The organism is Rhodococcus sp. MS16 (genome assembly GCF_013277795.1).
GTDB classification, from domain to species: domain Bacteria; phylum Actinomycetota; class Actinomycetes; order Mycobacteriales; family Mycobacteriaceae; genus Rhodococcus_F; species Rhodococcus_F globerula.
This window is the reverse complement of the sequence record NZ_VBTM01000028.1, coordinates 21054-42812: the sequence shown is the minus strand read 5'-3', so window position 1 is coordinate 42812 and position 21759 is coordinate 21054. Positions and strand designations below refer to the sequence as shown.

At 61.7% G+C, this 21759-nt stretch carries 17 protein-coding genes; 4 read left to right on the top strand and 13 right to left on the bottom strand.

All coding sequences use genetic code 11. From position 1 onward, the window contains the following. Positions 1-359: 359 nt before the first annotated feature. The 3 genes from FEZ60_RS31795 to FEZ60_RS33235 are packed head-to-tail and all read right to left on the bottom strand — an operon-like array spanning position 360 to position 4118. Positions 360-1937: an AMP-binding protein gene (locus FEZ60_RS31795; RefSeq protein ID WP_275942487.1), complete on the bottom strand. Its 1578-nt coding sequence runs from the start codon at positions 1935-1937 to the stop codon at positions 360-362. Continuing rightward, positions 1930-2973 (bottom strand): hypothetical protein, encoded by a 1044-nt coding sequence (locus FEZ60_RS31790; protein ID WP_172937906.1) that lies wholly within the window; start codon positions 2971-2973, stop codon positions 1930-1932. The genes FEZ60_RS31795 and FEZ60_RS31790 overlap by 8 nt, the downstream gene beginning before the upstream one ends. Next, on the bottom strand, positions 2973-4118 hold the full coding sequence (locus FEZ60_RS33235) for an acyl-CoA dehydrogenase family protein (RefSeq protein ID WP_172937905.1): 1146 nt from the start codon (positions 4116-4118) through the stop codon (positions 2973-2975). Before FEZ60_RS33235 ends, FEZ60_RS31790 begins: the two co-directional genes overlap by 1 nt. A 394-nt stretch (positions 4119-4512) precedes the next feature. On the opposite strand from FEZ60_RS33235, the gene FEZ60_RS31780 reads away from it, so the two are divergent. From FEZ60_RS31780 to ltrA, 3 genes are all read left to right on the top strand, one after another. Beyond that, a complete protein-coding gene (locus FEZ60_RS31780) occupies positions 4513-5676 on the top strand; it encodes an acyl-CoA dehydrogenase family protein (RefSeq protein ID WP_242484960.1) in 1164 nt (387 codons plus the stop codon). 742 nt (positions 5677-6418) lie between these two features. Then, on the top strand, positions 6419-6574 hold the full coding sequence (locus FEZ60_RS31770; protein WP_172937903.1) for a helix-turn-helix domain-containing protein: 156 nt from the start codon (positions 6419-6421) through the stop codon (positions 6572-6574). Positions 6575-7816: 1242 nt separating this feature from the next. After that, on the top strand, positions 7817-9268 hold the full coding sequence (ltrA, locus tag FEZ60_RS31760; protein WP_033237240.1) for a group II intron reverse transcriptase/maturase: 1452 nt from the start codon (positions 7817-7819) through the stop codon (positions 9266-9268). Positions 9269-10185: 917 nt separating this feature from the next. On the opposite strand, the gene FEZ60_RS31750 is transcribed toward ltrA, so the two are convergent. From FEZ60_RS31750 to FEZ60_RS31725, 6 genes are all read right to left on the bottom strand, one after another. Continuing rightward, positions 10186-10944 (bottom strand): enoyl-CoA hydratase/isomerase family protein, encoded by a 759-nt coding sequence (locus FEZ60_RS31750; protein ID WP_242484965.1) that lies wholly within the window; start codon positions 10942-10944, stop codon positions 10186-10188. A 2-nt stretch (positions 10945-10946) separates the two neighbouring features. Then, the gene (locus FEZ60_RS31745) at positions 10947-12086 is read right to left on the bottom strand and encodes a nitronate monooxygenase (protein ID WP_172937899.1); all 1140 of its coding nucleotides are present in this window, start codon (positions 12084-12086) and stop codon (positions 10947-10949) included. A gap of 104 nt (positions 12087-12190) precedes the next feature. Beyond that, positions 12191-12955, bottom strand: coding sequence for an SDR family oxidoreductase (locus tag FEZ60_RS31740; RefSeq protein WP_172937908.1), 765 nt, complete (start codon positions 12953-12955; stop codon positions 12191-12193). Positions 12956-12963: 8 nt separating this feature from the next. Then, positions 12964-13725: a crotonase/enoyl-CoA hydratase family protein gene (locus FEZ60_RS31735; RefSeq protein WP_172937898.1), complete on the bottom strand. Its 762-nt coding sequence runs from the start codon at positions 13723-13725 to the stop codon at positions 12964-12966. Beyond that, positions 13722-14489 (bottom strand): SDR family NAD(P)-dependent oxidoreductase, encoded by a 768-nt coding sequence (locus FEZ60_RS31730; RefSeq protein ID WP_172937897.1) that lies wholly within the window; start codon positions 14487-14489, stop codon positions 13722-13724. Before FEZ60_RS31730 ends, FEZ60_RS31735 begins: the two co-directional genes overlap by 4 nt. Positions 14490-14681: 192 nt before the next feature. Then, positions 14682-15437, bottom strand: a complete 756-nt coding sequence (locus FEZ60_RS31725; protein ID WP_172937896.1) for an enoyl-CoA hydratase-related protein — start codon at positions 15435-15437, stop codon at positions 14682-14684. A 145-nt stretch (positions 15438-15582) separates the two neighbouring features. Between FEZ60_RS31725 and FEZ60_RS31720 the strand changes: the two genes are divergently transcribed. Continuing rightward, positions 15583-16701 (top strand): CaiB/BaiF CoA-transferase family protein, encoded by a 1119-nt coding sequence (locus FEZ60_RS31720; RefSeq protein WP_172937895.1) that lies wholly within the window; start codon positions 15583-15585, stop codon positions 16699-16701. Between the two features lie 42 nt (positions 16702-16743). On the opposite strand, the gene FEZ60_RS31715 is transcribed toward FEZ60_RS31720, so the two are convergent. The 4 genes from FEZ60_RS31715 to FEZ60_RS31700 are packed head-to-tail and all read right to left on the bottom strand — an operon-like array spanning position 16744 to position 21615. After that, the gene (locus tag FEZ60_RS31715; RefSeq protein ID WP_172937894.1) at positions 16744-17190 is read right to left on the bottom strand and encodes an OB-fold domain-containing protein; all 447 of its coding nucleotides are present in this window, start codon (positions 17188-17190) and stop codon (positions 16744-16746) included. Beyond that, complete coding sequence (locus FEZ60_RS31710; protein WP_172937893.1) at positions 17187-18392, bottom strand: acetyl-CoA acetyltransferase; 1206 nt, start codon at positions 18390-18392, stop codon at positions 17187-17189. The genes FEZ60_RS31715 and FEZ60_RS31710 overlap by 4 nt, the downstream gene beginning before the upstream one ends. Next, on the bottom strand, positions 18389-19984 hold the full coding sequence (locus tag FEZ60_RS31705) for an AMP-binding protein (RefSeq protein WP_346343432.1): 1596 nt from the start codon (positions 19982-19984) through the stop codon (positions 18389-18391). Before FEZ60_RS31705 ends, FEZ60_RS31710 begins: the two co-directional genes overlap by 4 nt. Positions 19985-20010: 26 nt before the next feature. Further along, on the bottom strand, positions 20011-21615 hold the full coding sequence (locus tag FEZ60_RS31700) for an AMP-binding protein (protein ID WP_172937891.1): 1605 nt from the start codon (positions 21613-21615) through the stop codon (positions 20011-20013). Between the last annotated feature and the right edge of the window lie 144 nt (positions 21616-21759).

Genomic DNA, 21759 nt, shown 5'->3' with positions numbered 1-21759 from the left:
ATCAGGCGATTATCGATGTCAGCGTCGCGTGGGCGTCCCCGCTTGGGAGTGGACTCGTCCGGCATGGCTCCTACTTTCGTCATTCGCGTTTACCTTTGTAGCCCGCACCAATACTGCTAACGCGTTGCAGCAGGCTGCAACGCATTAGCTGACGAGAAGGTTACCGAAAAGTAGGGCACGAGCTGCCGTTCGCGCCGAACGTGCCAGTCAGCGAAGGCGGCGCTGTTCGTCCGAAACCTGTAGTGGGGCAACGGCGCTACGTTTCCGACCACGACGCGAGTGACATCCAGTGCAAGCGGAAGAGCACAGGCTCCCGAGCCCCCGGCGTAGTGCGGACTTCGTCCGAGGAGCAGCGCGGGCTACTGGTTGATCGTGCTGCGAGTTGAATCTTGAGACCGATCCCACGTCTCCGTGCTTCGTCCGCGAGACCTCAGCACCGACTTCTGAATCTTCAGCGAAGGGGTCTTCGGCAGCTTGTTCAGGAACTCGACGAATCGTGGTACTGCAAAGGCTGGCACATGCTCCGCCATGAAGTCCGTCAGCTCCTCGGCCGAGACAGTGGCACCCTCTGCTAGAACCACGAAGATCATGACCTCGTCCTCAGACCACTCCGAAGGCACTGCTACAATGGCGCATTCGGCGACTGCTGGATGCTTCAGCGCCATCTCTTCCACCTCGGTCGATGAGATGTTCTCTCCCCGTCGTCGAAGAGCGTCCTTGAGGCGATCTACGAAGTAGTAGTAGCCGTCGGCATCACGCCGGAAGAGATCGCCGGTTTTGAACCAACCGTCCTTTGTCCAGGCCTGCGCTGTCGCATCGGGATCATTGAGGTATCCGAGGTTCAGTGCAGCCTTGTCGCCGCCCACCTGGAGCTCTCCGATTTCATTGTCTGCCACCAACGTGTCGTCGTCGCGCACGATACGGACGGGGAATCCTGCTTCTTTGCCACATGACTGGTAGGTCTGCGCGGTGACCGATGTTCCAGGCGGAGTGAGGAAGACGTTCACGATCTCAGACATGCCGTACGTCGCGACGACCCGATCGATGCCGAACCGTGCAGCGAAGTCTTCGATGAATGGAGGGACCGGGCCGCCAATGCACGCTCTGATCGGATTGTCTGCATCATCCGGAAGTGGTGAAGAGGACATCAGGAAGCTCATCATTGCGCCGATGAGCAACGTGTCGGTGCAACCGAAGCGTCGCACGTCGTGGAGCCACGCCGAGGTCTTAAAGCCTTCCCTGGTGACCAGTGAGGTTCCGCGCGCCGCCGCACGGTACACGGGGCCCCGGGCGGACCAATGAAAAGTAGGGAAAGGGTTGTAATAAGTCCCATTGCCATCGGGGTCGAGTGCCTCCGCCACCGGTAGGGTTCCGGCACATCGACCCCAGGGAACCACTACCCCCTTCGACCGCCCCGTTGTTCCCGACGTCAGGATCACACACGCCGGATCGCCCAGACCCCCGTCGATCATCGGAACGGTCCGGGTCGACTCGGCGAGCAGTTCCGACGCAGAAAGAAAGCCCGGCCGGCCCGCTCCCCCAGCGACGAGGACGGGGACGGTCAGCTCTTTGAGAAGGGGCTCCCAGGCGGCGCAGAAGCGTTCGTCAATAACTATCGCCCTTGGATCGATCGTCGACAACACTCGGCGGAGCCAGTCGCCTTTGAACGCATGGTTCAGCGGAGCCTCCAGAGCGCCGAGCCCGGCCGTTCCTATCCACGAGACAGCAGCTTGATCACCCACGCTCAGCATAGTGGCCACCACGTCGCCAGTGCCGACCCCCAGCCGGGCGAGCATCGCGCTCCACGCAGTCGAACGCAGGTGTAGGTCGGACCACGTATATCGACTTTCGTGCTCAACCACCGACAAGGCGACATCGTCGCCCATGCTCTCCGCTCTCTGTCTGACCAAACCAGGCAAGGACACCGACTTATTCATCCCCATCTCCGATCCCGTACTGGAAGAGTGACATCGTGGTCGAGCCGATGACCTCGTCGTTCTGGTTTTGATAAACCTCGTAACGGGACACGAAGTAACCGTCACCGAGCTTGGTCCGCCGGCGACTCGAGCAGTTGAGCAACTGAGCAGTGGAGCGAATCAGGTCACCCGGCCGGACAACTGCGCCGAATTCGGCGTGCCGGCGCTGGACGATCACTTCGCGCGCGCCCGGTGCGCGCCACTCGAATGGCCAGTCCGAGTCGACGGCATTCGGCCACGCCCTCTGATCGGGGACATCGATATCTGGGGCCGATGCCGTCACCCCAAGCTGTCCGGCTCTGCTCAGGTTCCAGATCGACATGGACGCCGCCGGCGCTATTACGTGGGCACCTGATCCATCAGTTCGCTGATACGCCGGGTGTGCGTCGCGGACCATATCGCACCAGTAGCCGATCTGAGCTTCACTCACCGGGAAGGGTGCGTGCCGAACTACCCGCTCGTCCAACCTCGTGCGCATCGCTTCGGGCATCTCGCTGTCCAGTTCCACCGACGGCGGGCTGACCGACATGATTTGCGGGACAGGGGCTACGTCGTCGGCTACCAGGTTGAGAACCATCCGCGCTCCCGCGACCTCCCGCCCCTGATCGGTCGCCACCTTGATATCGATCTCGGCCTTGCGCTTGTCTTCCTCTGCCCATGTCCGCACCACGGATCCGTGCACCCGAGCAACATCCCCCAGACACAGCTGGTCCTTCATATTCAAGCTCATACTCGTCAGCACTGCCCGCGGACCACTCCAGTCGGTGGCACATCGACTCAACAGCGCCTGGAGATACGCGGTGTTCACGAAGGCATCACGGATGCCCAGACGGTGGCAGAAGGCCTGGTTGTGATGATAGGGCATGACGTCCCGGGTGCCCATGACCGCCAAGACGAGTGTCTTGGCGGTGATGGGCAGAGCGAACCCCGCGATCGGCTGGCCCTCCGAAACATCTGCCCAATTCAGGTCGCTCGCATTGGCGGTGACCAAGGCCATCAGTATCCCCTCGGCAGTCCGAGCATTTTCTGGGCGATCTGACTCAGCACGATGTTGTTGTTAACCGGTCCCAGCTCAGACAGCTTTGCCTGCAGAAAGAACCCGATGATGTCCGTCTCCATGTCCGCGAAGCTGCCGCCATACACGTTCGCTGATGCGTTAGTCGCCTGGCTCACTGCCGTGCTGGCGAGATACTTCGTCATGCTCGCTTCGATACCGACCTTCTCACCGCGATCGAATGCTTCAGCGGTTTTGTACAGGTAGCAGCGCGCTGCCTCCGTGCTCGCCTTCGCTGCGGCGAGTGGGTGCTGGACGGCCTGATAAGAGCCGATCGGGACGTCGAACGGTGCCCTGGTGGAGGCATATTCCGAAGCCTTCTTCAAGACGTAATCGGCCGACCCGATGTTGGTTGCGCCGACAATGAGGCGCTCCGGGTTTAAGCAGTCGAACATGACCTTCAAGCCTTCACCATCCGGCCCGAGCAGGCTGTCGGCCGGGAGGACTACGTCTTCGAACAAGATGGAGTATTGCTTCTCCGCTTTGTGGATGCCTATGTCCATCGGTGACGCGGAGATGCCTGGCGAGTTGGGACGCACGAGGAAGACGCTGATCCCCTCGGTCCTGTTCTCGGGGTCGTAGGGTGTGGTCCGCGCAACGACGAGGCACCACTCGGACTCGAGGAACCCGGTGATGTAGTACTTCGAACCCGAAAGCTTGTATGTTCCGTCATCCTGCTTGATGGCACTCGTTCGAATCTTGAACGTGTTGGACCCGGCATCGGCCTCGGTAATGGCGAAGGAGAAGCGTGATTCCCCCGTGGCCGTCGCGGGGAGGATGGACTTGCGCTGCTCGTCCGTCCCGTACTTCACCACGGGGATGCGTGACATGAAATTGGGGATCGCCGACTGAAGGTTCAGCCCAGCGGACGCCTGCCAATCGATGGCGTGAACGAGATCCGACAGATCCCCACCGATCCCGCCGTACTCCTCGGGCAGACCGATACCCAGGAGACCCGTCTCAACCCATGCGTCCCAGAGTTTCTGAGGAACTTCGTTCGCCCTTCCAGCGTCAGCGACATGCCGACGATCGATCCGCTTGATGATCTCGTTGCAGATCTGACGAATATCCTCGAGTGCTTCACTCACCGGCGTTTCTCCTTATATATTTGCGATATCTTTGACGTCAACGTGAAAAGGGGTTCTGAGACGGATCTGGGTGTCACTACACCTCGAGTACCGGAGCGCGTTGCATTCCGTCATGCCGATTCGGATACCGGAGATGGACAACCCGGCCGCCCTATCTCACGGGTTGACCCGCGAATCTAGCCCTGCGTGCGTCAGGTCACTTATTCACCATAGATTACGTGTCGCTGACCGTCTAGTATTTCGCTGATTCCAAGTCCGGCAATTCTTCCGAACCTCAGCCGCCATAGGTACCTGAACAACCTCATAAGATGTCCCAGCTGGCTAAAGTATGCCAACCTGCGAGGATAGGTTAACATGACGGAATTCGTCAGTTAATGTCGCAAAGGGGTTGATCATGCCAATGCTTTCCCGCTCGATCTACGAGCACGACCACGAGGACTTCCGCGGCACCGTCCGCAGCTTCATCCAAAACGAGATCGTTCCCCATGTGGAGGGGTGGGAAGCTTCCGGCATCATCGAACGCTCGATGTGGTTGGCCGCCGGGAAGGCCGGCATTCTCGGCCTCAGCGCTCCCGAGGAACTCGGCGGCGGAGGTACCGATGACCCCCGATTTCATATGATCGTCCAGGAGGAAATGGCACGCTGTGGCCACGCCTCGGTAGCGGTGTCGTTCGCGATGCAGAACGAGGTGGTGCTGCCGTACATCCTGGAACTAGGTAGCGACGAGCAGAAGGGCCGCTGGATCCCGGGCATCTGCTCTGGCGAGATCGTCCTCGCCGTGGCGATCACCGAGCCTGGCACTGGATCTGACATGGCCGGAATACGTACGTCCTACCGACGGACCGACCAAGGTCTTGTGCTTAACGGGTCGAAGACCTTCATCTCCAACGGGATCAACGCGGATGTGGTCGTGGTCGCGGCAAAAGACGCCGACAGCGACGATCCACGCTCATTCACGCTCCTGGCTGTCGAACGAAACATGGCCGGTTTCGAACGAGGTCGCAACCTCGACAAGGTCGGCCTGCACGCCCAGGACACAGCCGAACTCAACTTCTCCGATGTCGTCGTGCCAGCATCTAATGTCCTCGGAGAAGAGGGCCAGGGATTCAGCTATCTGAAGCGCTTTCTCGTGACCGAGCGAGTCGCAACCGCGGCCGGGGCCGTGAACCACGCAGAACAGTATCTGTCGTGGACAGTCGACTACTGTCGCGACCGAAAAGCGTTCGGGGCCCCGCTCGCCGCGCTGCAAAACACCCGTTTCGTGCTGAGCGAATTGGCCACGGAGATCCAGATCGCGCGCGTGTTCGTGGACCGTTGCGTGGAGTTGTTGATGGATGGCGGTCTCGATGAGAGCGCCGCGGCGATGGCCAAGTGGTGGTGCACCGAGCTCCGGGTCAAGGTCGTGGACAAGTGCGTTCAGCTCCACGGCGGTTACGGCTACATGCTGGAGTACCCGATCGGCCGAGCGTTCATCGACTCCCGAGTCGAAACCATCTATGCCGGTACGACGGAGATCATGAAAGAGGTCGTGGCCCGATCTGTGATAGGCCGTCTGTAGGTCACCCCTCTCCTGCAACGGAGCAACGTGCCTGTTCAAATTTCACTGAACCGCTCCACCCCGCATGTAGAACTGGACCGTCACTCGCGGCGCAACGGCGTCGACTGTGAGATGACAAAATGACTGGAGGGCACACTGGATGCGCTCGGATTGAGCTACGGGAGTTACTGACCGAGGCTGGTGACATGCCGGTGATCTGATCCCGGTGGCGATTGAAACCTCGCGTAAATAGTAGGTCGCGGCGCTGCGGGGGGCAGCACGGGTGGTCCATGCGATCAACCCCATGGCCGTGGCCCGCTACCTCGATCGACACTCGATGGCACGCAAGAAGTTCGACCATATGGACGCGATGACGCTGGTAACGTCATGCGAATCGACGCCCCGCATGAGATCGCTGCCCCTCGACAGCGATCTCATGCGGACGATCACGGTGCTCCCCCGCGCTGCCCAGAACGCGATCTGGCGGCGCACTAAGGCAACCCAAGAATTGCGTGCACTTCCGCGCGAGTATTGCCCGGGCTTCCTCAGCGATTCGCCGGCACCGGTCATACAAACCTCGCCATGGCGGACGCCCGCGCGATACCCGCTATCGCACCGACACCTGCACAGGGTGCGCGATTGACCAAGTCCCGGGATCGTCACCGCTTTTCGGCGGGCTGGTGTTTATGACAGCTTGAGTCGAGACCATCGTGACGGGGCAAGGTCTAACAGTCGTCGCAACACCTGAGTATTTTCAGGAGTTATGTTGTCGTCAGCGCGGATCTCGCAGAAGATGCCCGGCGCAGCCGGGAAAACAGCCGAACGCGCCCGCTACATCCAATTGACGAGGCAGGGGCTGAACAACTCGGAAATCTGCCGGCAACTCGGGATCGGCCGCAAAACCGGCAGCACCTGGTGAAACGGCCATTACGCGCGTGATCCGTCGGGCGCACGGCGCTATTACCCGCCGATCGTCGAAGTCCGGGAATCGGTGATCTCAGCCCGGTTTCTGTCCGAGGACGAACGCGTCCAGACCGCGGACTTGCGCAAAACCGGGGCCGGTATCCTGCAGATCGCCACAGCGATGGGGTAGGTCGACCTCGACCGTGACCCGAGAATTGCGCCGCAACGCCACGAAGGCTAGCGGGTATCGGCCGTTTCACGCGCACCGGCCAGCCCGGAACCGGCGATCCCGCGAACGTCCGAGTAAGATTGCCGCCAATGCTGTTTTGCGGCAGACGATTCAAAGCCTGCTGGAACAGCGGTGGAGTCCAGCGCAGATCAGCTGGCACCTGGCAACGGAACACCCGAACCAGCCGGCGATGCGGGTGACACACGAGACGATCTACCGCGACCTCTACGACTGGCGGGGAGGTTCCCTCGATCGTGGTAGTTGCCGGATGCTGCGCACGAAACGTGATCGACGTAAACCCTCACGGCTGATGCCGCGGCGCCGATCGCGATTCTCCGGGAACGTGTTGATGATCAGCGACCGTCCTTTCGCGCCGACCGACCGCTCGAAAGCCGGTGCGTGGGAAGGTGATTTGGTGCGCCACGAGGCGCTGTGTAACCGAGCGGAGGTGAAAGACCTGCGCCGTTGTGCTGTCGCAGCAGCATAGCGAAGCTGGGGGCAGTCTGAACCGGGAGACGCCGGTGAGGACGGCAAGCAGCCCCGACAACGACGGGACAGGCCAGCACTACCGGATGGTCTGGGTCCGGCAAGCATGAGGAGAAGGTGTACGAGAGAAACCAGTGTTCTAACGCCTCTCAAGTCTCCCGCCAGCTCTAACCCGGTGGATTCGGGCTGGTCTGCGATGCGCACCAACACCACTCGCGTTTCGGTGTTGGGAACTCTGGTTGCGGTTTAGGTCGCTGCCGCTGGAGGCCACGGTGAATGCCTGCGGCGTAGCCGTGGCGATATCGCAGGGGCATAGCTGGGCACCTCACTCCTCGAGCGGTTAGCAGTGAACGTGGGAACCGCCATGAGGCTCCCGAACGCTGACCTTTTCCAGAGGTCAGCGGATCGGGTTGACGCGTCGTCTGTCGATGGCCTCGTGGTGGGGCGGAGGGGCCGTAGTAGTCCGAGCGAGGGAAAGCCTCGTACATGGCGAAGGGCCCCAGCGGAATTGATGCAGCGAACGAAACACGAACGGAGGCACTGGTGAATACTGGTGAGCTGTCATGGCCCGATCCCGATCGGGCGGCATGGCGGGTACGGCAGATGCAACGCAAGCTGCACCACTGGGCGGTCGATGATCCCGACCGTCTCTTTGATGATGTGTTCAACCTCGTTCACCACCCGGATTTTCTCACCGTCGCGTGGGACCGGGTGCGGGGCAACAAGGGCGCGCGGTCAGCCGGTGTAGATCGGCTGTCACCTGCGTCCATTACGGGGGACGCCGAGACGGTGGCTTTCCTGAGTCAGGTTCGAGTCGATCTGAAGTCTCGAACATTTGCTCCACTTCCGGTGCGGGAGATACTCATTCCTAAGCCGGGGAGCAGCAAACTCAGGCGACTCGGTATCCCCACGGCGATGGACCGCACAGTGCAAGCGTCGTTGTTGTTGGTGTTGGAGCCGATCTTCGAGGCGGATTTCAAGCCGGTCAGCTACGGTTTCCGCCCCAGACGTCGCGCTCAGGACGCGATCGCCGAGATACATGCTTTGGGGACCCGGACTTATCATTGGGTCTTCGAGGCGGATATTGCGGCGTGTTTCGACGAACTGGCCCACTCTGCGATCATGGAGCGGGTACGTACGCGGATCGTCGACAAACGTGTTCTGACCTTGATCAAGGCATTCCTGAAGGCGGGCATCATGTCCGGCGACGGAACGGTCAGGGAATCCGTTACCGGAACACCCCAGGGCGGCATACTTTCGCCGCTGCTTGCCAACATCGCTCTGACGGTGTTGGACGCACATTTCTGTGCGAAATGGGATGCCCATCTGACATCCCAGCGGCGAGATGCACACCGCAAACGTGGCGGGGCCACCTATCGGATCGTGCGTTACGCAGACGATTTCGCGATCATGGTGGCCGGAACCAAAGCGCACGCGGACGCATTGTGGGACGAAGTCGCGGATGTCATTGCCCCGCTGGGGTTGCGGCTATCCGTGGAAAAGACCCGAGTGTGTCACCTGGACGAGGGGTTCGACTTTTTGGGGTTCCGTATCCAGCGGCGGCGCAAAAAGGGAACCAACAAGATGAGTGTCTACACCTATCCGTCGAAGAAGGCGTTGCTTTCGATCATGGCGAAGGTGCGGGCGCTGACGAAGAAGGCACGTCATCATGGACTTGCTGATCTCCTCGGACGCCTTAATCCGGTGCTTCGAGGATGGTGTGCGTATTTCCGTCACGGTGTGTCGAAAGCGACCTTCGGATACCTCGATTCCTTTGCCTGGCATCGGGTTACCCAATGGCTGCTCAAACGGCACAAACGGATCACGTGGGCGGATCTCTATCGGCGTTTCCTGACCGGCAGGCCAGGTAATCGTCCGCAAGAGAACGGGATCATCATGTTCGATACCACCACCGTTCCGATTACTCGGTATCGGTGGCGGGCGAGCAATATCCCCACACCGTGGACCAGCGCGGGGGTTTCGGTCCCTGCCTGACAGTGGTAGTCCGTGGAGCGCCGGATGCGATGAGAGTCGCACGTCCGGTGCGGAGGGCGGGCCGGGGAAACGGGCTGGGAGTGATCCTGGCACCGCGCCCCGGTCCGACCCCTACATCATCGGACGGCACAACCGTTCCGCGATCGGCACCCTGGTCGAGCGAGCCAGCAGGTACACCATTGTGTTGCCCGTCACCGCCGCCAAACGGTCAGAATCGTTGCGCGACTCTCTCATTACTGCATTGGCGAATATTCCCGCGCAGTTGAGGACGACGATTCGGAATCATCCTGACTACGCGGTCATCACCAGCTTCCCCGGTCTGGGTGAGGCGACCGGCGCCAGAGTCTTGGCAGAGATCGGCGACGACCGCCGCCGGTTTGCCGACGTGCGCCGGCTCAAATCTTTTGCAGCGCCCGCACCCGCTACCAGGGCCCCGGGTCGGTGTATCCCGATCACTCATCGCCATGTGAAGAACACCAGGCTCGCCGCGGTGGGTTTTGTGCGCGTTCGCCGCCATCCCGAGACCTGGGCCCGATCAAAGGATCACTTCGACCGGCGCCGCACGGTGACCGGCACGCCGCGACGCTGCGCAACGACTTCAACCGGCTCCTGGGCCAGCTCGACGAACGTCTACAGACCAGCCAGACCTACGACGAGTCGAGGGCGTTGCTGCCAGTGCAGGCACACCGCAACCGGTGACGGCTTGACACTTAAACTGATCGCAGGTTTATCAGCGGTCCATAGATGCGGCGAAAGCACGCCAGAGCATTGATGACAGGGGACAAGAAGTCATACCGGGTCTGGCGACCGCGGCCCTCAACTTCAAAGACCTTCTAAAAGATAACGGGAATCGCTGCGGTCTTCGCTCGACACCCACCTCGGGGCACCCTTCGCGACCTTGCTGAAGTGAAGAACACCTACATCGAGTCGATCTTCTTGATGAACTCCGGGTCGACCAGGGAGAGTCGCTCCCACGCCAACGTGTACTCGACGATGGACCGCAACTGCTGCTCGTACTGCAGGTTGAATGCCCGCTTCGTCGACTGTGCTGCCGTCACCGGCAGCTTCGCCAATCTCTCCGCATAATTGCGAGCGGTCTTGCGCAATTCGTCACGCGGAACCACTTTGTTGACCATCCCGAGCCGGTAGGCCTCCGCTGCGGACAGCCGATCGCCCAGCAGAACGTACTCCTTGGCGATCTGCATCCCGACCGACATTGGCCACGCTACCCCGCCGTCGCCAGCGGACATCCCAAGCGCAACATGGGTATCGCGGTAGAAGGCATCCTCGCTCATCACGACGACGTCCGAAAGGATGCCGAGGCTCGCGCCGAGTCCCACGGCACCCCCTTGAATGGCAGTCACGACGGGCAGCCGGCAGCTCAACATCCGATCGAAGATGCGATACCCTTCGCGTAGTGCAGTCGCACGCTCGGCGGGATTCTGCATCTGTGACTTGAACCAATCGAAATCACCGCCCGCAGTAAATGTTTCGCCCTCCGCCTGAATCATCACGCAACGGGCGTCGAGGTCATCCTCCAGTCTCAACCATATCTCCGCAAGTGCCGTATGCATTGCGCCGTTGATGGCGTTCTTCTTCTCGGGGCGGTTGAAGGTGACGATGCGCAGAGATCCGTCGAGAGTCACCGTCACACCGGCAGGAAGGTCGGAATACATGCTCACTCGTCCACGCTCGCCAGGATCCGCTCGACTGCTTCGATGTACTCGTCGACCATGTCGGACATGACCTGGCGCGTCGACTTCGCCGACTGCATGAGGCCTACGCCCTGACCCACCCAGTACGTGCTCAAAGCCTGCGCACCCTTGTGACCGTTCGCGGCAAGAGTGTCTGCGTAACGAAGCGGTGGTTCGCTGACGTAGCCCATGAGGGGCATCGGAAGTGCGTCCGGTCCGCCCTCGGCTTCCCACGCTGCGTGCCACTCCGAGTGCAACTGGCGCGACGGCTTACCCGTTCTGAACTTCGAGCGCACCGTGTCACCGGACGACGCTGTGAGGAGTCTTTGCTTGGTATACGGCGCAGTCTCGGCTTCGTGAGTCGTCAACCACACGGATCCGGTCCATGCGCCCGCCGCGCCGAGCGCGATCGAGGCAGCGACCTGACCTCCGGTCACGATTCCGCCGGCTGCCAGCACCGGCATCGTGCTACCAAGTTCATGGAGGTGCCGTACGATCTCAGGCACCACGACCATCGTCCCGATTTCGCCAGTGTGACCACCCGCTTCCATGCCCTGGGCGACGATGAAGTCGACGCCCGCTCGCATCTGCGCCTCGGCATGCTTCGTCGTGCCGACGAGTGCTCCCACCGCCACACCTGCCTCCTTTGCCCGCTCCACCATGAATGCTGGCGGAGTGCCCAAGGCATTCACTATCAGGGCCAACGGGTGTTTGAACGCGACATCGAGCATGCGGGCCGAGTATTCCGCCGACAGAGTCTCCGCCGACGCCATGGGGGTGGCTGGGCTTTGATCCGGATCCATGTCGTGAGACCGCAGGATCTCATTCACGAAGTCGGTGATCTCCTGGGGAACCTCGACATCGTCTGGTGCCACGTGCTGACCCGCACCGTCATTCTTACCCTCGAATGCGTTCGGGACGATGAGGTCGATGCCGTAGGGCTTGCCCTTGACTTGCTCGTCGATCCAGGTGAGCTCAACGTCGAGCTCCTCAGGCGACATCAGGGCGACTCCCAGCACCCCGCACCCACCCGCTTTGGACACCTCCGCAACGACGTCTCGGCAGTGCGAGAAGGCAACAATCGGAACATCGATGTTGAGCACATCGCAGATGGCGGTTTTCATAGCCAATTCCGTTCACTAATTTTCCCTAAACGGGAAGGTTGAGGGAGCTCGATAGAACCCACCCTATCATTTACTGACGGTAGTCGTACAGATTTGAAACAAATTCAGTATGGGAACGTACCGCCGTCGACCATCAACACCTGACCTGTGATGAAGCTGCCGGCGTCGGATACGAGCAGCAGGGCCGGCGGCACCATCTCCTCTGGACGCCCCAAACGTCCAAGGAGGCTGGCTGCTTCCATCGCCTCGATGGCCTCTGCATCGTTGTTGCGCACCATGTCGGTGTCAGTCGCCCCCGGTGCCAGTGCGTTGACCCGAATGCCGTCAGCCGCGTAGGAAGCCGCCATGGCGCGAGTTGCCGCTACGAGGCCGTTCTTACCCATGGCGTACAGAGCGGCCTGGGGCGAGTACGTGAACGCCCACGGTGACACGATGTTCAATACCGCAGCTCCCGTCCCCTTCTTCAGGTAGGGCAATGCATGCTCGACCAAGAACACGGGGCCACGAAGGTTGACCGCGATCGACTTGTCGAAGGCCTCGGGCGTCAAGCTTCCCATTGGCTGGGTGAGGGAGTTCGCTGCGTTGTTCACGATGATGTCGATGCCGCCATGCTGTTCGGCCGTGTATGAAACCAGGGAGGCGATGCTGTCCAGATCGCCCATGTGACTGCTCACGCCGGACACGTCTCCGTGGACGGCGAGCTCGGCTGCCGCGGCTTCGCTCGAAGCCTGTTGGCGTCCAGTGATCACTACGTGAGCGCCCCTCGCGGCCAGCGCCGCAGCGATCTCCCGACCGATCCCACGCGTGCCGCCGGTGACGATGGCGGTCTTACCTGTGAGGTCGAACATGTCCGTCGAGTCCTGTGCCATTACGTCCGTCACTTTCCTGTCCAGTTGGGGGGCCGCTTCTCGGCGAACGCCCGCGGCCCTTCTTTTGCGTCGTCTGACCCGAAGACCGTCGCGATCAGCGGCTGCTGGAGGCCCCAGAAGGCGGACTCGTCCAGGTCGAGGCTCTGATACATGAGCTCGCGAGTTGCTTGGAGCGCTGCCGGCGCATGGCTTGCGATCGTCCGAGCAAGGTCGAGTGCTCCCTCCAGCGCTTCCCCAGCGGGGACGATGCGGTTGACCAGTCCATGCGTCTGGGCGTTCTCGGCCGTTATCGGTTGGGCAGTAAGTGCCATCTCCAAGGCGATCGAAATGGGCATGCGCCGAGGCAACCGGCAAAGCGCTCCTCCCGCTGCGAAAAGCCCGACTGAAACCTCTGGCACGCCGAATCGCGAGCCCTCGGAAGCAACGACCATGTCGCAGGTCAACGCGACTTCTAAACCGCCCGCCAACGCGAAACGTTCCACTGCCGCGATGGTGGGCTTGTGGCCCTCACGCGTCAAGAACGGCATCAGATCCGCCGGAGGACCGTGCTGCTCGAATGCCTTCAAGTCCATGCCGGAACTGAAGAAGCCGCCCGCCCCGGTGATGACGCCTACCTGAAGCGTGGGGTCGGCGTCGAGTCGCTCGACAGCCTTGAGCAATCCCGTTGCGACCGCGGCGTCGATGGAGTTGCGCGCTGCGGGCCGGTTGATGGTGATGACCAGCACCGTGCCATCGACGACATCGAGCACGACGCTTTCTTGGGAAGTCATTTCCACGGAAGTCGCACCCCACCGTCGACCCGCACGACCTCGCCGTTCATATAGTCGTTGAGAACCAGCTCGCGGACCACCGAGGCCAGCTCCTCCGGCTTGCCCAGACGCTTCGGGAAGAGCACGTCGCGGCCCAGCTTGGCTTTGAATTCCTCGGCCTCGGGACCCTCGCCGTAGATGGGGGTGTCGATAAGACCTGGGACGACCGTGTTCACACGCACCCCGAGCACCGAAAGGTCGCGAGCGAGAGGCAAAGTCATGCCGACCACACCGCCCTTCGATGCGGAATAGGACACCTGCCCAACCTGACCCTCGAATGCCGCGATGGACGCGAAGTTCACGATGGCTCCGCGTGAGCCGTCTGCCATGGCATCGAGTCCGCCCATCGCAGCCGCGCCGAGGCGGCAGACGTTGAACGTGCCGATCAGGTTGACGCGCACATGCGCCTCGAATTCGTCCAGCGGCAACGGTGTCAGGTCCCTGGCCACCGTGCGTGTCGAGCGGCTGATTCCGGCTGCGTTGACGATGACGCGCAACGGCCCGACCTCCTGAGCCGTCGCGATTGCCTCGGCGACGTCGGACTCGCTCGACACATCTGCGCGCGCGAATGTGAAGCCGTTCTCCCGGGCCACTGACTCACCCAGATCTGCGTTCATGTCGACGATGACCGGCCGCGCGCCTGCGGCGGCGAGCACCCGCGCAACGGCCAGACCGAGTCCAGAGGCCCCACCGGTGACGATGGCAGAAGTCGAGTCGATCTTCATCGTGTCACCGCGTATTCGGTCGAGCCTGAGAGGAGATTATGCAGCATGTTGAGCTCCTAGGATTGATTGGGAGAGTCGGGCGTCGCACGACTCCTCGGCATAATATAATGACGGTATACGTTCAGTAAATAACTTTAGCATCGGACCGCCCGCTCGCAGTAGGGATCCGAGCCTCGAGGCTCGATCTAGTGCTCAGTCCGTCTTCCACTGGGGCGTTCGTCGCTCCACGAAGGCCGCAGCCCCCTCTTGGGCATCCGGTGCTTCGCCTACCTCCACCATGAACGGGCGCTGCAATTCCCAGTACTCCTTGAACGAGGTTCCCCGCGCAGATTCCAACAGTCGCTTGCTCGAGCGGACTGCCAACGGAGAGTTCGACGCCATCCGGGCCGCAATCGACAAGGCCTGTTCGTGCAGTTTGATCTCGTCGTCTACGAGCACCGAGACGAGGCCCGCCCGTTCCGCGCGATCGGCGTCGATGGGGTCGCCTGTGAGAGCCATCAGATTCGCAAGTCCCTCACCGACTTTCCGAGGAAGTCGATACAGCCCGCCCGCGCCGGCGATCAGCCCTCTCCCCACTTCGGGTAAGCCGAACGAGGCAGATCGCGACGCCACGATCACGTCGCAGGCTAGAGCGATCTCGAGACCACCGGCATACGCCTGGCCGCGAACTGCCGCGACGATCGGCTTCGCACTGCCTCGCCGGACAAACTTGAAGAGTCCACGAGGCACACCCTGCGACGCAAAGTCTTTGAGGTCCATGCCCGCACAGAATGCGGGTCCGTTCGCGGTCAGAACGCCTGCCCGCAGAGCCGGGTCGGCATCAAGCCGCTCGACCGCCTCTACCAATAAGTTACCGAGCTCGGCATTTACGGCATTGCGCCTGTCCGGACGGTTCAGTGTCATAACCAGACAGCGGTCGACGACTTCGAGTTCCAAGGGTAAAGACATGGCATTCCTCCGCGAGACGTTAGGGTAATAACTTACGCTATTCGTCAGTATTATGACCCATACCTTGACCAAAAAAGAGCCATACTGACCACAACGGCCGGACTGAAGCACTTCACGTCAAGCCGACGAGACGCGGGAGACCGAGATGCAGACAAAATCCAACCCCAGGGGACCTCTGAACGGCCTTCGCGTTGTCGAACTCGGAGGTATCGGGCCAGGCCCCCACGGGGCCATGATGCTGGGTGATCTCGGGGCAGATGTCGTACGCGTGGAGCGCCCCGGCTACGGGTTCGACGCAGACAAAACCGACTTCGTATTGAGGAACCGCCGGATCGTCATCCTCGATCTGAAGCAGGAGAGTGACCTTCAAGATCTGCACGGCCTCGTCGCCGAGGCCGACGTCCTGATCGAAGGCTTCCGTCCAGGAGTGGCAGAACGGCTCGGGTTCGGACCTGAGGTGTGCATCGGAGCGAACCCTCGCCTGATCTACGCGCGGATGACAGGTTGGGGACAGTCGGGTCCTCTGGCTGCGCGAGCGGGCCACGATCTCAACTACATTTCCATCACCGGCGCGTTGAATGCCATCGGGCGCCCCGGTGAGCGGCCCACCGTCCCCATCAATCTCGTCGGTGACTACGGCGGAGGCTCCATGCTTCTCGTGCAAGGAGTCCTAGCGGCGCTGGTCGAGCGATCCATCTCCGGGCGCGGTCAAGAGATCGACGTCGCCATGGTCGACGGAGTAAGCATTCTGGTGCAGCAGATTCTGTCCCTGCACCAACTGGGAAAATGGAATGCAGATCGAGGAACCAACATGCTCGACGGAGGGGCACCGTTCTACGACACCTACGAGTGCGCCGACAGCAAGTTCGTAGCAGTCGGCGCACTAGAGCCTCAGTTCTACCGTGAGCTACTTCAGGGACTGCAACTCGACACAGACGACCTACCGAATCGCGACGACGTAGCTCAATGGCCAGCACTACGAAGCATCTTTGCCGCGCGGTTCCGGCAGCAAAGTCGTGACGAGTGGACCGCGCTATTCGAGACCATGGACGCGTGCGTCTCCCCGGTGCTCGACTTCGACGAAGCCGAACACCATGGTCACCTGACTGCTCGAGGCACCCGGATAGAGATCGACGGACTGAGCCAGGCCGCGCCGGCACCTCGTTTCACCAGAACGCCCGCGCCCGTGCCCACCGCACCACCGCGTCAAGAGGTTGCCGCGTCCGACGTCCAGGCCGAATGGCGGGCTGACTCGCCATCTTGATCCCACCGATCGTGGACCGGGGCGACTGCCCCGGTCCAGCAGTCAGGCTCCGACGTCGGTCGTCCACTGAAGCAATGTGTACTCACCGTCCGCGGAGTCCTCGAAGACGCCCGTCACCGGCATTCCACACTTGACCTCCTGCTCTCCGGGTCCCAGCAGATTCCCGATGAGTCGCACACCGCTCGCATGTGGAAGCTCGACGAGAACGATCAGATACGGAGCGTCGACTGCGAGCTCGGGCCGGGCCGGGTGCCACACACGCGTCCAGCTGTAAATCCGTCCCTCGGGCTTGGTTTCAGTCCACTCGAGCTTGAAGGTGTGGCAGTTCCAGCAGATGACGTCGGGCGGCCATGTCCACATGCCACACGCGCCGCAGTGCGGCAGAACCAGTCGATGGTCGCGAAGCCCCTCGTGGTGCGGGAGGTCGAAACCGTCCGGCAACGGCCTCGGCGTGACGAATGGCTGAGAGAGGTATGCATCGGTGCTCACAGGACATCCTTCGTTCCGTAGATGACAGAGGTGCTCACGGAAGTCATCGGACCACCGGCGCAGAGGCAAGTCTTGGCGTCAGGCACCTGATTGATCGCCGTTCCCCGGAGCTGTCGCACCGCTTCGACATGCATTTGCATGGACTGCACATACGCTTCGGCGAAGTTGCCACCTGAGGTGTTGAGGGGCAGCGACCCTCCTGGGGTCGTCAGGTTGTCGAACGTCAATACCGACGCGGCCTCTTCAGGTGTGCAGAATCCATGCTCGATGATGGCCATGACAACCCCGGCCGTGAAGTTGTCGTAGACCTGGAGGACGTCGATATCCTCTGGGCTCAGCCCTGCCTGCTCGAACAAACGTGACGCGAGGGTTTTGAACCCGCCGGTTACGTAATCCGGGACGTTCTCCTGCGCCGCCGAACGGAGCGGGCCCCCTCCGGCCGCCGCAAGCACATACACAGGATCGTCACGCAACGCCTCGGCCCGAGATCTGTGGGTGATCAGCACCGCCGCTGCCCCATCGCTCTCGGCGCAGCAGTCGTACAGGCGGAAGGGCTCCGAGATCCAACGTGAACCCCGATACGCCTCGGACGACAGCGGCCGCCCATGCATCACGGCGTGCTCGTTGGTCGCGGCATGATGGTAGGCCGCCCGAGCGACCGCCTCGAACGTACTCGGATCGACTCCGACGACGTCGAGCAGACGTTGCGCGCGCAGCGCGTACTTTTGCGCCGGGGTCAAGAAACCGTGGGCCGCGGTGATTCCACCCAGCCCGTGCCCCGAGACATCGGAGGACGACGAACTCGCACCGCCATACGCACCCAGCCCGAACCTCGCGGCAGACGGCTGGGTGATCGCGCGATAAGCGATGACATTGTCGGCCATGCCTGTCGCGACCGCCGCCGCAGCAAGACCGATGTGGCCGCTGGAACCACCGCCGCTGCCAGTAGCCTGCATTGCCGAGACCTTCAGATCTTTGACGCCGAGGGCCGCCGCGATCTTGGGCGGCTCGTTCTTGTCGGCCCCGAAGGAGACGAGCCCGTCGACGTCCCGGACGTCGATCTGCGCGTCCTCCGCTGCTGCAATCACCGCCTTGAGACACAACTCGAACTCCGAATCGGGCGACTTTCCTCGCTTGTAGTACGTGCTCTCGCCGATTCCGACGATGGCTGCACGACCGCGAAGACTCCTGTCCTCGCTCATGAAGCACCACTTCCCGTCGTTGTGGAAAGGTATTCAGTACGAAGTTTTTGCTTGAGCATCTTGCCTGAGGGGTCGCGCGGCAGGTCCCTCCGAAACTCCACACTGCGGGGACACTTGACGTCAGCGAGCTGCGACTTGCAGAAATCGATCAGCTCGCCCGCGAGAGCATCGCTCGCCTGACCGGGCTCCGGCATGGCGACAGGTTGGACGACCGCCTTCACCTCCTCTCCGAAGTCGGGATTAGGCACACCGAAAACAGCGACGTCGAAGACGGCCGGATGCGTGGACAAAACATTCTCGGCTTCCTGCGGGTAGATGTTCACGCCACCGGAAATGATCATGAACGCCTTACGATCGGTGAGGTAAAGGAATCCGTCCTCGTCGACGTGACCGATGTCACCGAGCGTGCTCCACCCGCGCGGGTGCCGAGACGTCGCGGTCTTCACCGCGTCGCCGTGGTACTCAAACTCAGGCCCTTTTCCGAAGAAGACGGCGCCGGTCTCGCCCGGCGCAACAACATCCCCGGCATCATCGCAAATATGGATCTCGCACCCGATGGGACGGCCGACAGTACCCGGATGGTCGAGCCACTCCACCGAGTTGCAGAACACGACTCCGTTGCTCTCGGTTCCTGCGTAGTACTCGTACACGACCGGACCGAGCCAGTCGATCACGCGCTGCTTCAGGTCTCGCGGACACGGCGCTGCCGAGTGAATGAAATAGCGAAGACTGGAGACATCGAACTTCTCGCGGACATCATCATCTAAGCGCATCATTCTCAACATCATCGTGGGAACCACCTGGCTGTGGGTCACCGCGTATTTCTCTACCAACTCCAGATAGGTGACCGCGTCGAACTTGTCCATGATCACTGCGGTGCCGCCGAGCGCCGTCGTCGCCATCACGAATCGGATGCCTGCTCCGTGGTACAGCGGCGCCGGACACAAGTACACCGTGCTGTCGTCGAAATCAAACAATTTGCGCGCCACGTACGACACCCCGACAGGGGCCGTCTCCAATGGCATCGGCTCGGCCGTGCGAACGATCGCCTTCTGTCGACCAGTGGTTCCCGACGAATACAACATGTCTCCGCCAGCCCACCGCGGCGCCGGCAACGGGGTTGCGTCTCTGCTGTCGACGACGGCTTCGTACGACTCGAATCCCTCGATCTCTCCACCTATCGCCAACCGGACATCGATAGTCGAAAGACGTTGTGCCGCCTCGGCTCCGACGTCGCCGAAGGAGGTACTGCAGATGATCGCGCGTGCGCCGCTGTCGGAGGCGATGTAGGTGACCTCGTCCGCCGTGAGGCGCGTGGAGCACGTCGTGTAGATCAACCCCGCGTAGTGAGCACCCCAGACCACCTCCAGGAATCGTTCGTGATTCTCCAGTAGGATCACGACGTGGTCCCCGGGCGTCAGCCCACGCTCCGCGAATGCCGACGACAGGCGGTTCGCCTGATCGTCCAACTCTCGATAGGTCTGTGTCCATCCGCTCGCGCCGTGAACGACGGCGAGGCGATCGGGTGAGTCTGCGGCGTATCTTCCAGGAAACCGCTCCACCGCTCGATCGAAAGTGCTGTGTTGGGTCACGTCATGATCCTTTGCCTGAGTCGTCATCAATACGCGCTCGCACGTCGTTGGTCGCGGGTCACGCCCAGTCCCATCTCGACGAGATCCTGGGTCGCCGAGTTGACGCCGATGCGTCGAAGCTGATCCTTCATCACTCGCCCCGCAGCATTGCGTGGCAGAGCGGGCATGAGCTCGACGAACTGCGGAACGGCGAAGTACGGCAGCTCCACAGCCATGTACGACGCCAAGCCTGCTAGATCGAACTGCTCCGGGTCAGCGACGACCAGGCACGCCTTGATCGCCTGGTCGAGCTCGCCGTCGAGTTCGACGCCGTGGACGGCGACCTCGACGACGCCTTGGGCTCGCATCAGGGTCCGCTCCAGCTCGAACGCGGAGACGTTCTCACCGCGCCGACGCATCGAGTCCTTCTTCCGGTCGACGTACTGAATCTCGCCGTCCACGAGCCGGCCCATGTCCCCGGTGTGGAACCACAGACCCTCGAAAGCCTTCAGGCTCCCGGCATCGTCGCCCCAGTAGCGCTCGAAGAGCGCATGCGGCACCCGCGGACGCACCACGATCTCCCCGATTTCACCACGCGGGACGCTGCGGCCCTGGTCGTCGTGAAACTCGACCTCGAGTTCGGGCGCAGGCTTGCCCGCGTAGGGGCTGACGCCCTGGTCCTCGAACCGGTTGTAGGCGATCGGGTAGCACTCGGTCTGTCCGTATTGTCGTGTCAGAGCCCGGATGCCGAACCGCTGCTCGAACTGCTCCTGCTCACCGACTGACAGCTGCACCGTCGACATTGCACGCAACGTGTGGTCTCGGTCAGCATTTGACGGCGGCTGCTTGAGCAGGGCCTGCGCGATCCAGCCGACTCCCACCGCAACCGTTGCCCCGACCTCCGCAGCGCGTGAGAGATATCGAGATGCCGAGAAGCCGGTCTCCAGCACGACAGGAATACCCATCGACAGTGCACCGAGGAGTGGTGTCTGCCCACCGACATGGAAAAGTGGTGCGGCCGTGAAGATGACGTCGTCGTCCGTCAAGGCAGACAACGATTCGGTATAGCGAGACCAGTGCTTGGTCATACCGTGGCTGATGACGCAGCCCTTCGGCAGACCGGTCGTGCCGGAGGTGTAGAGAATGGCGTACACATCGGCGTCGCTCGGATCGACCGGTGTGAGAGCCGCGGCCTCCGCCACGAAATCGGCGTAGGAGACGACGTCGATACCGTCAATATCGGCGCCGGCGCCGTCAACCTGCACGATCAAGCGTAAGTCGGTCAACTCCGCGGCGAGTCCGCGAACCATCTGGATACCGGCTTCATCCGCGACGAGCGCTGTGCACCCGCTGCTCGTCAGCTGGTGAACCAACGGCTCGCCCTTGAGGTAGATGTTCAACGGTACCGAGATCGCACCGAGGCCCGTCACTGCCAGCAGGCTCGTCACCGACTGGATGGACGTGGGTGCCATCACAGCGACGCGGTCGCCGACTGCAATACCCCGCGCAGCCAGGGCAGCCGCGAACCTCCATGCCTCGTCTCGCACCTCGCCGTAGCTTCGGTCTACATTCCCAACCGTAAGGAATCGGCGTTCCGGACCGTCATTGGCCCAGTGGTCCAGAAGTTGCGGGACCGTCTTCTCTTGTCTCACGAGGTCTCCTTGTTTCGACCGCTTGACGTTCAGCCTGCACAGAGTCGCATATGCGACTGATGCAATACTGACGGTCAACGTACGGTTAAACTTAGGGCGTTTCAACCGATGTGGCAAGCGCCTCCTTCGGCGCGACGGCACCCG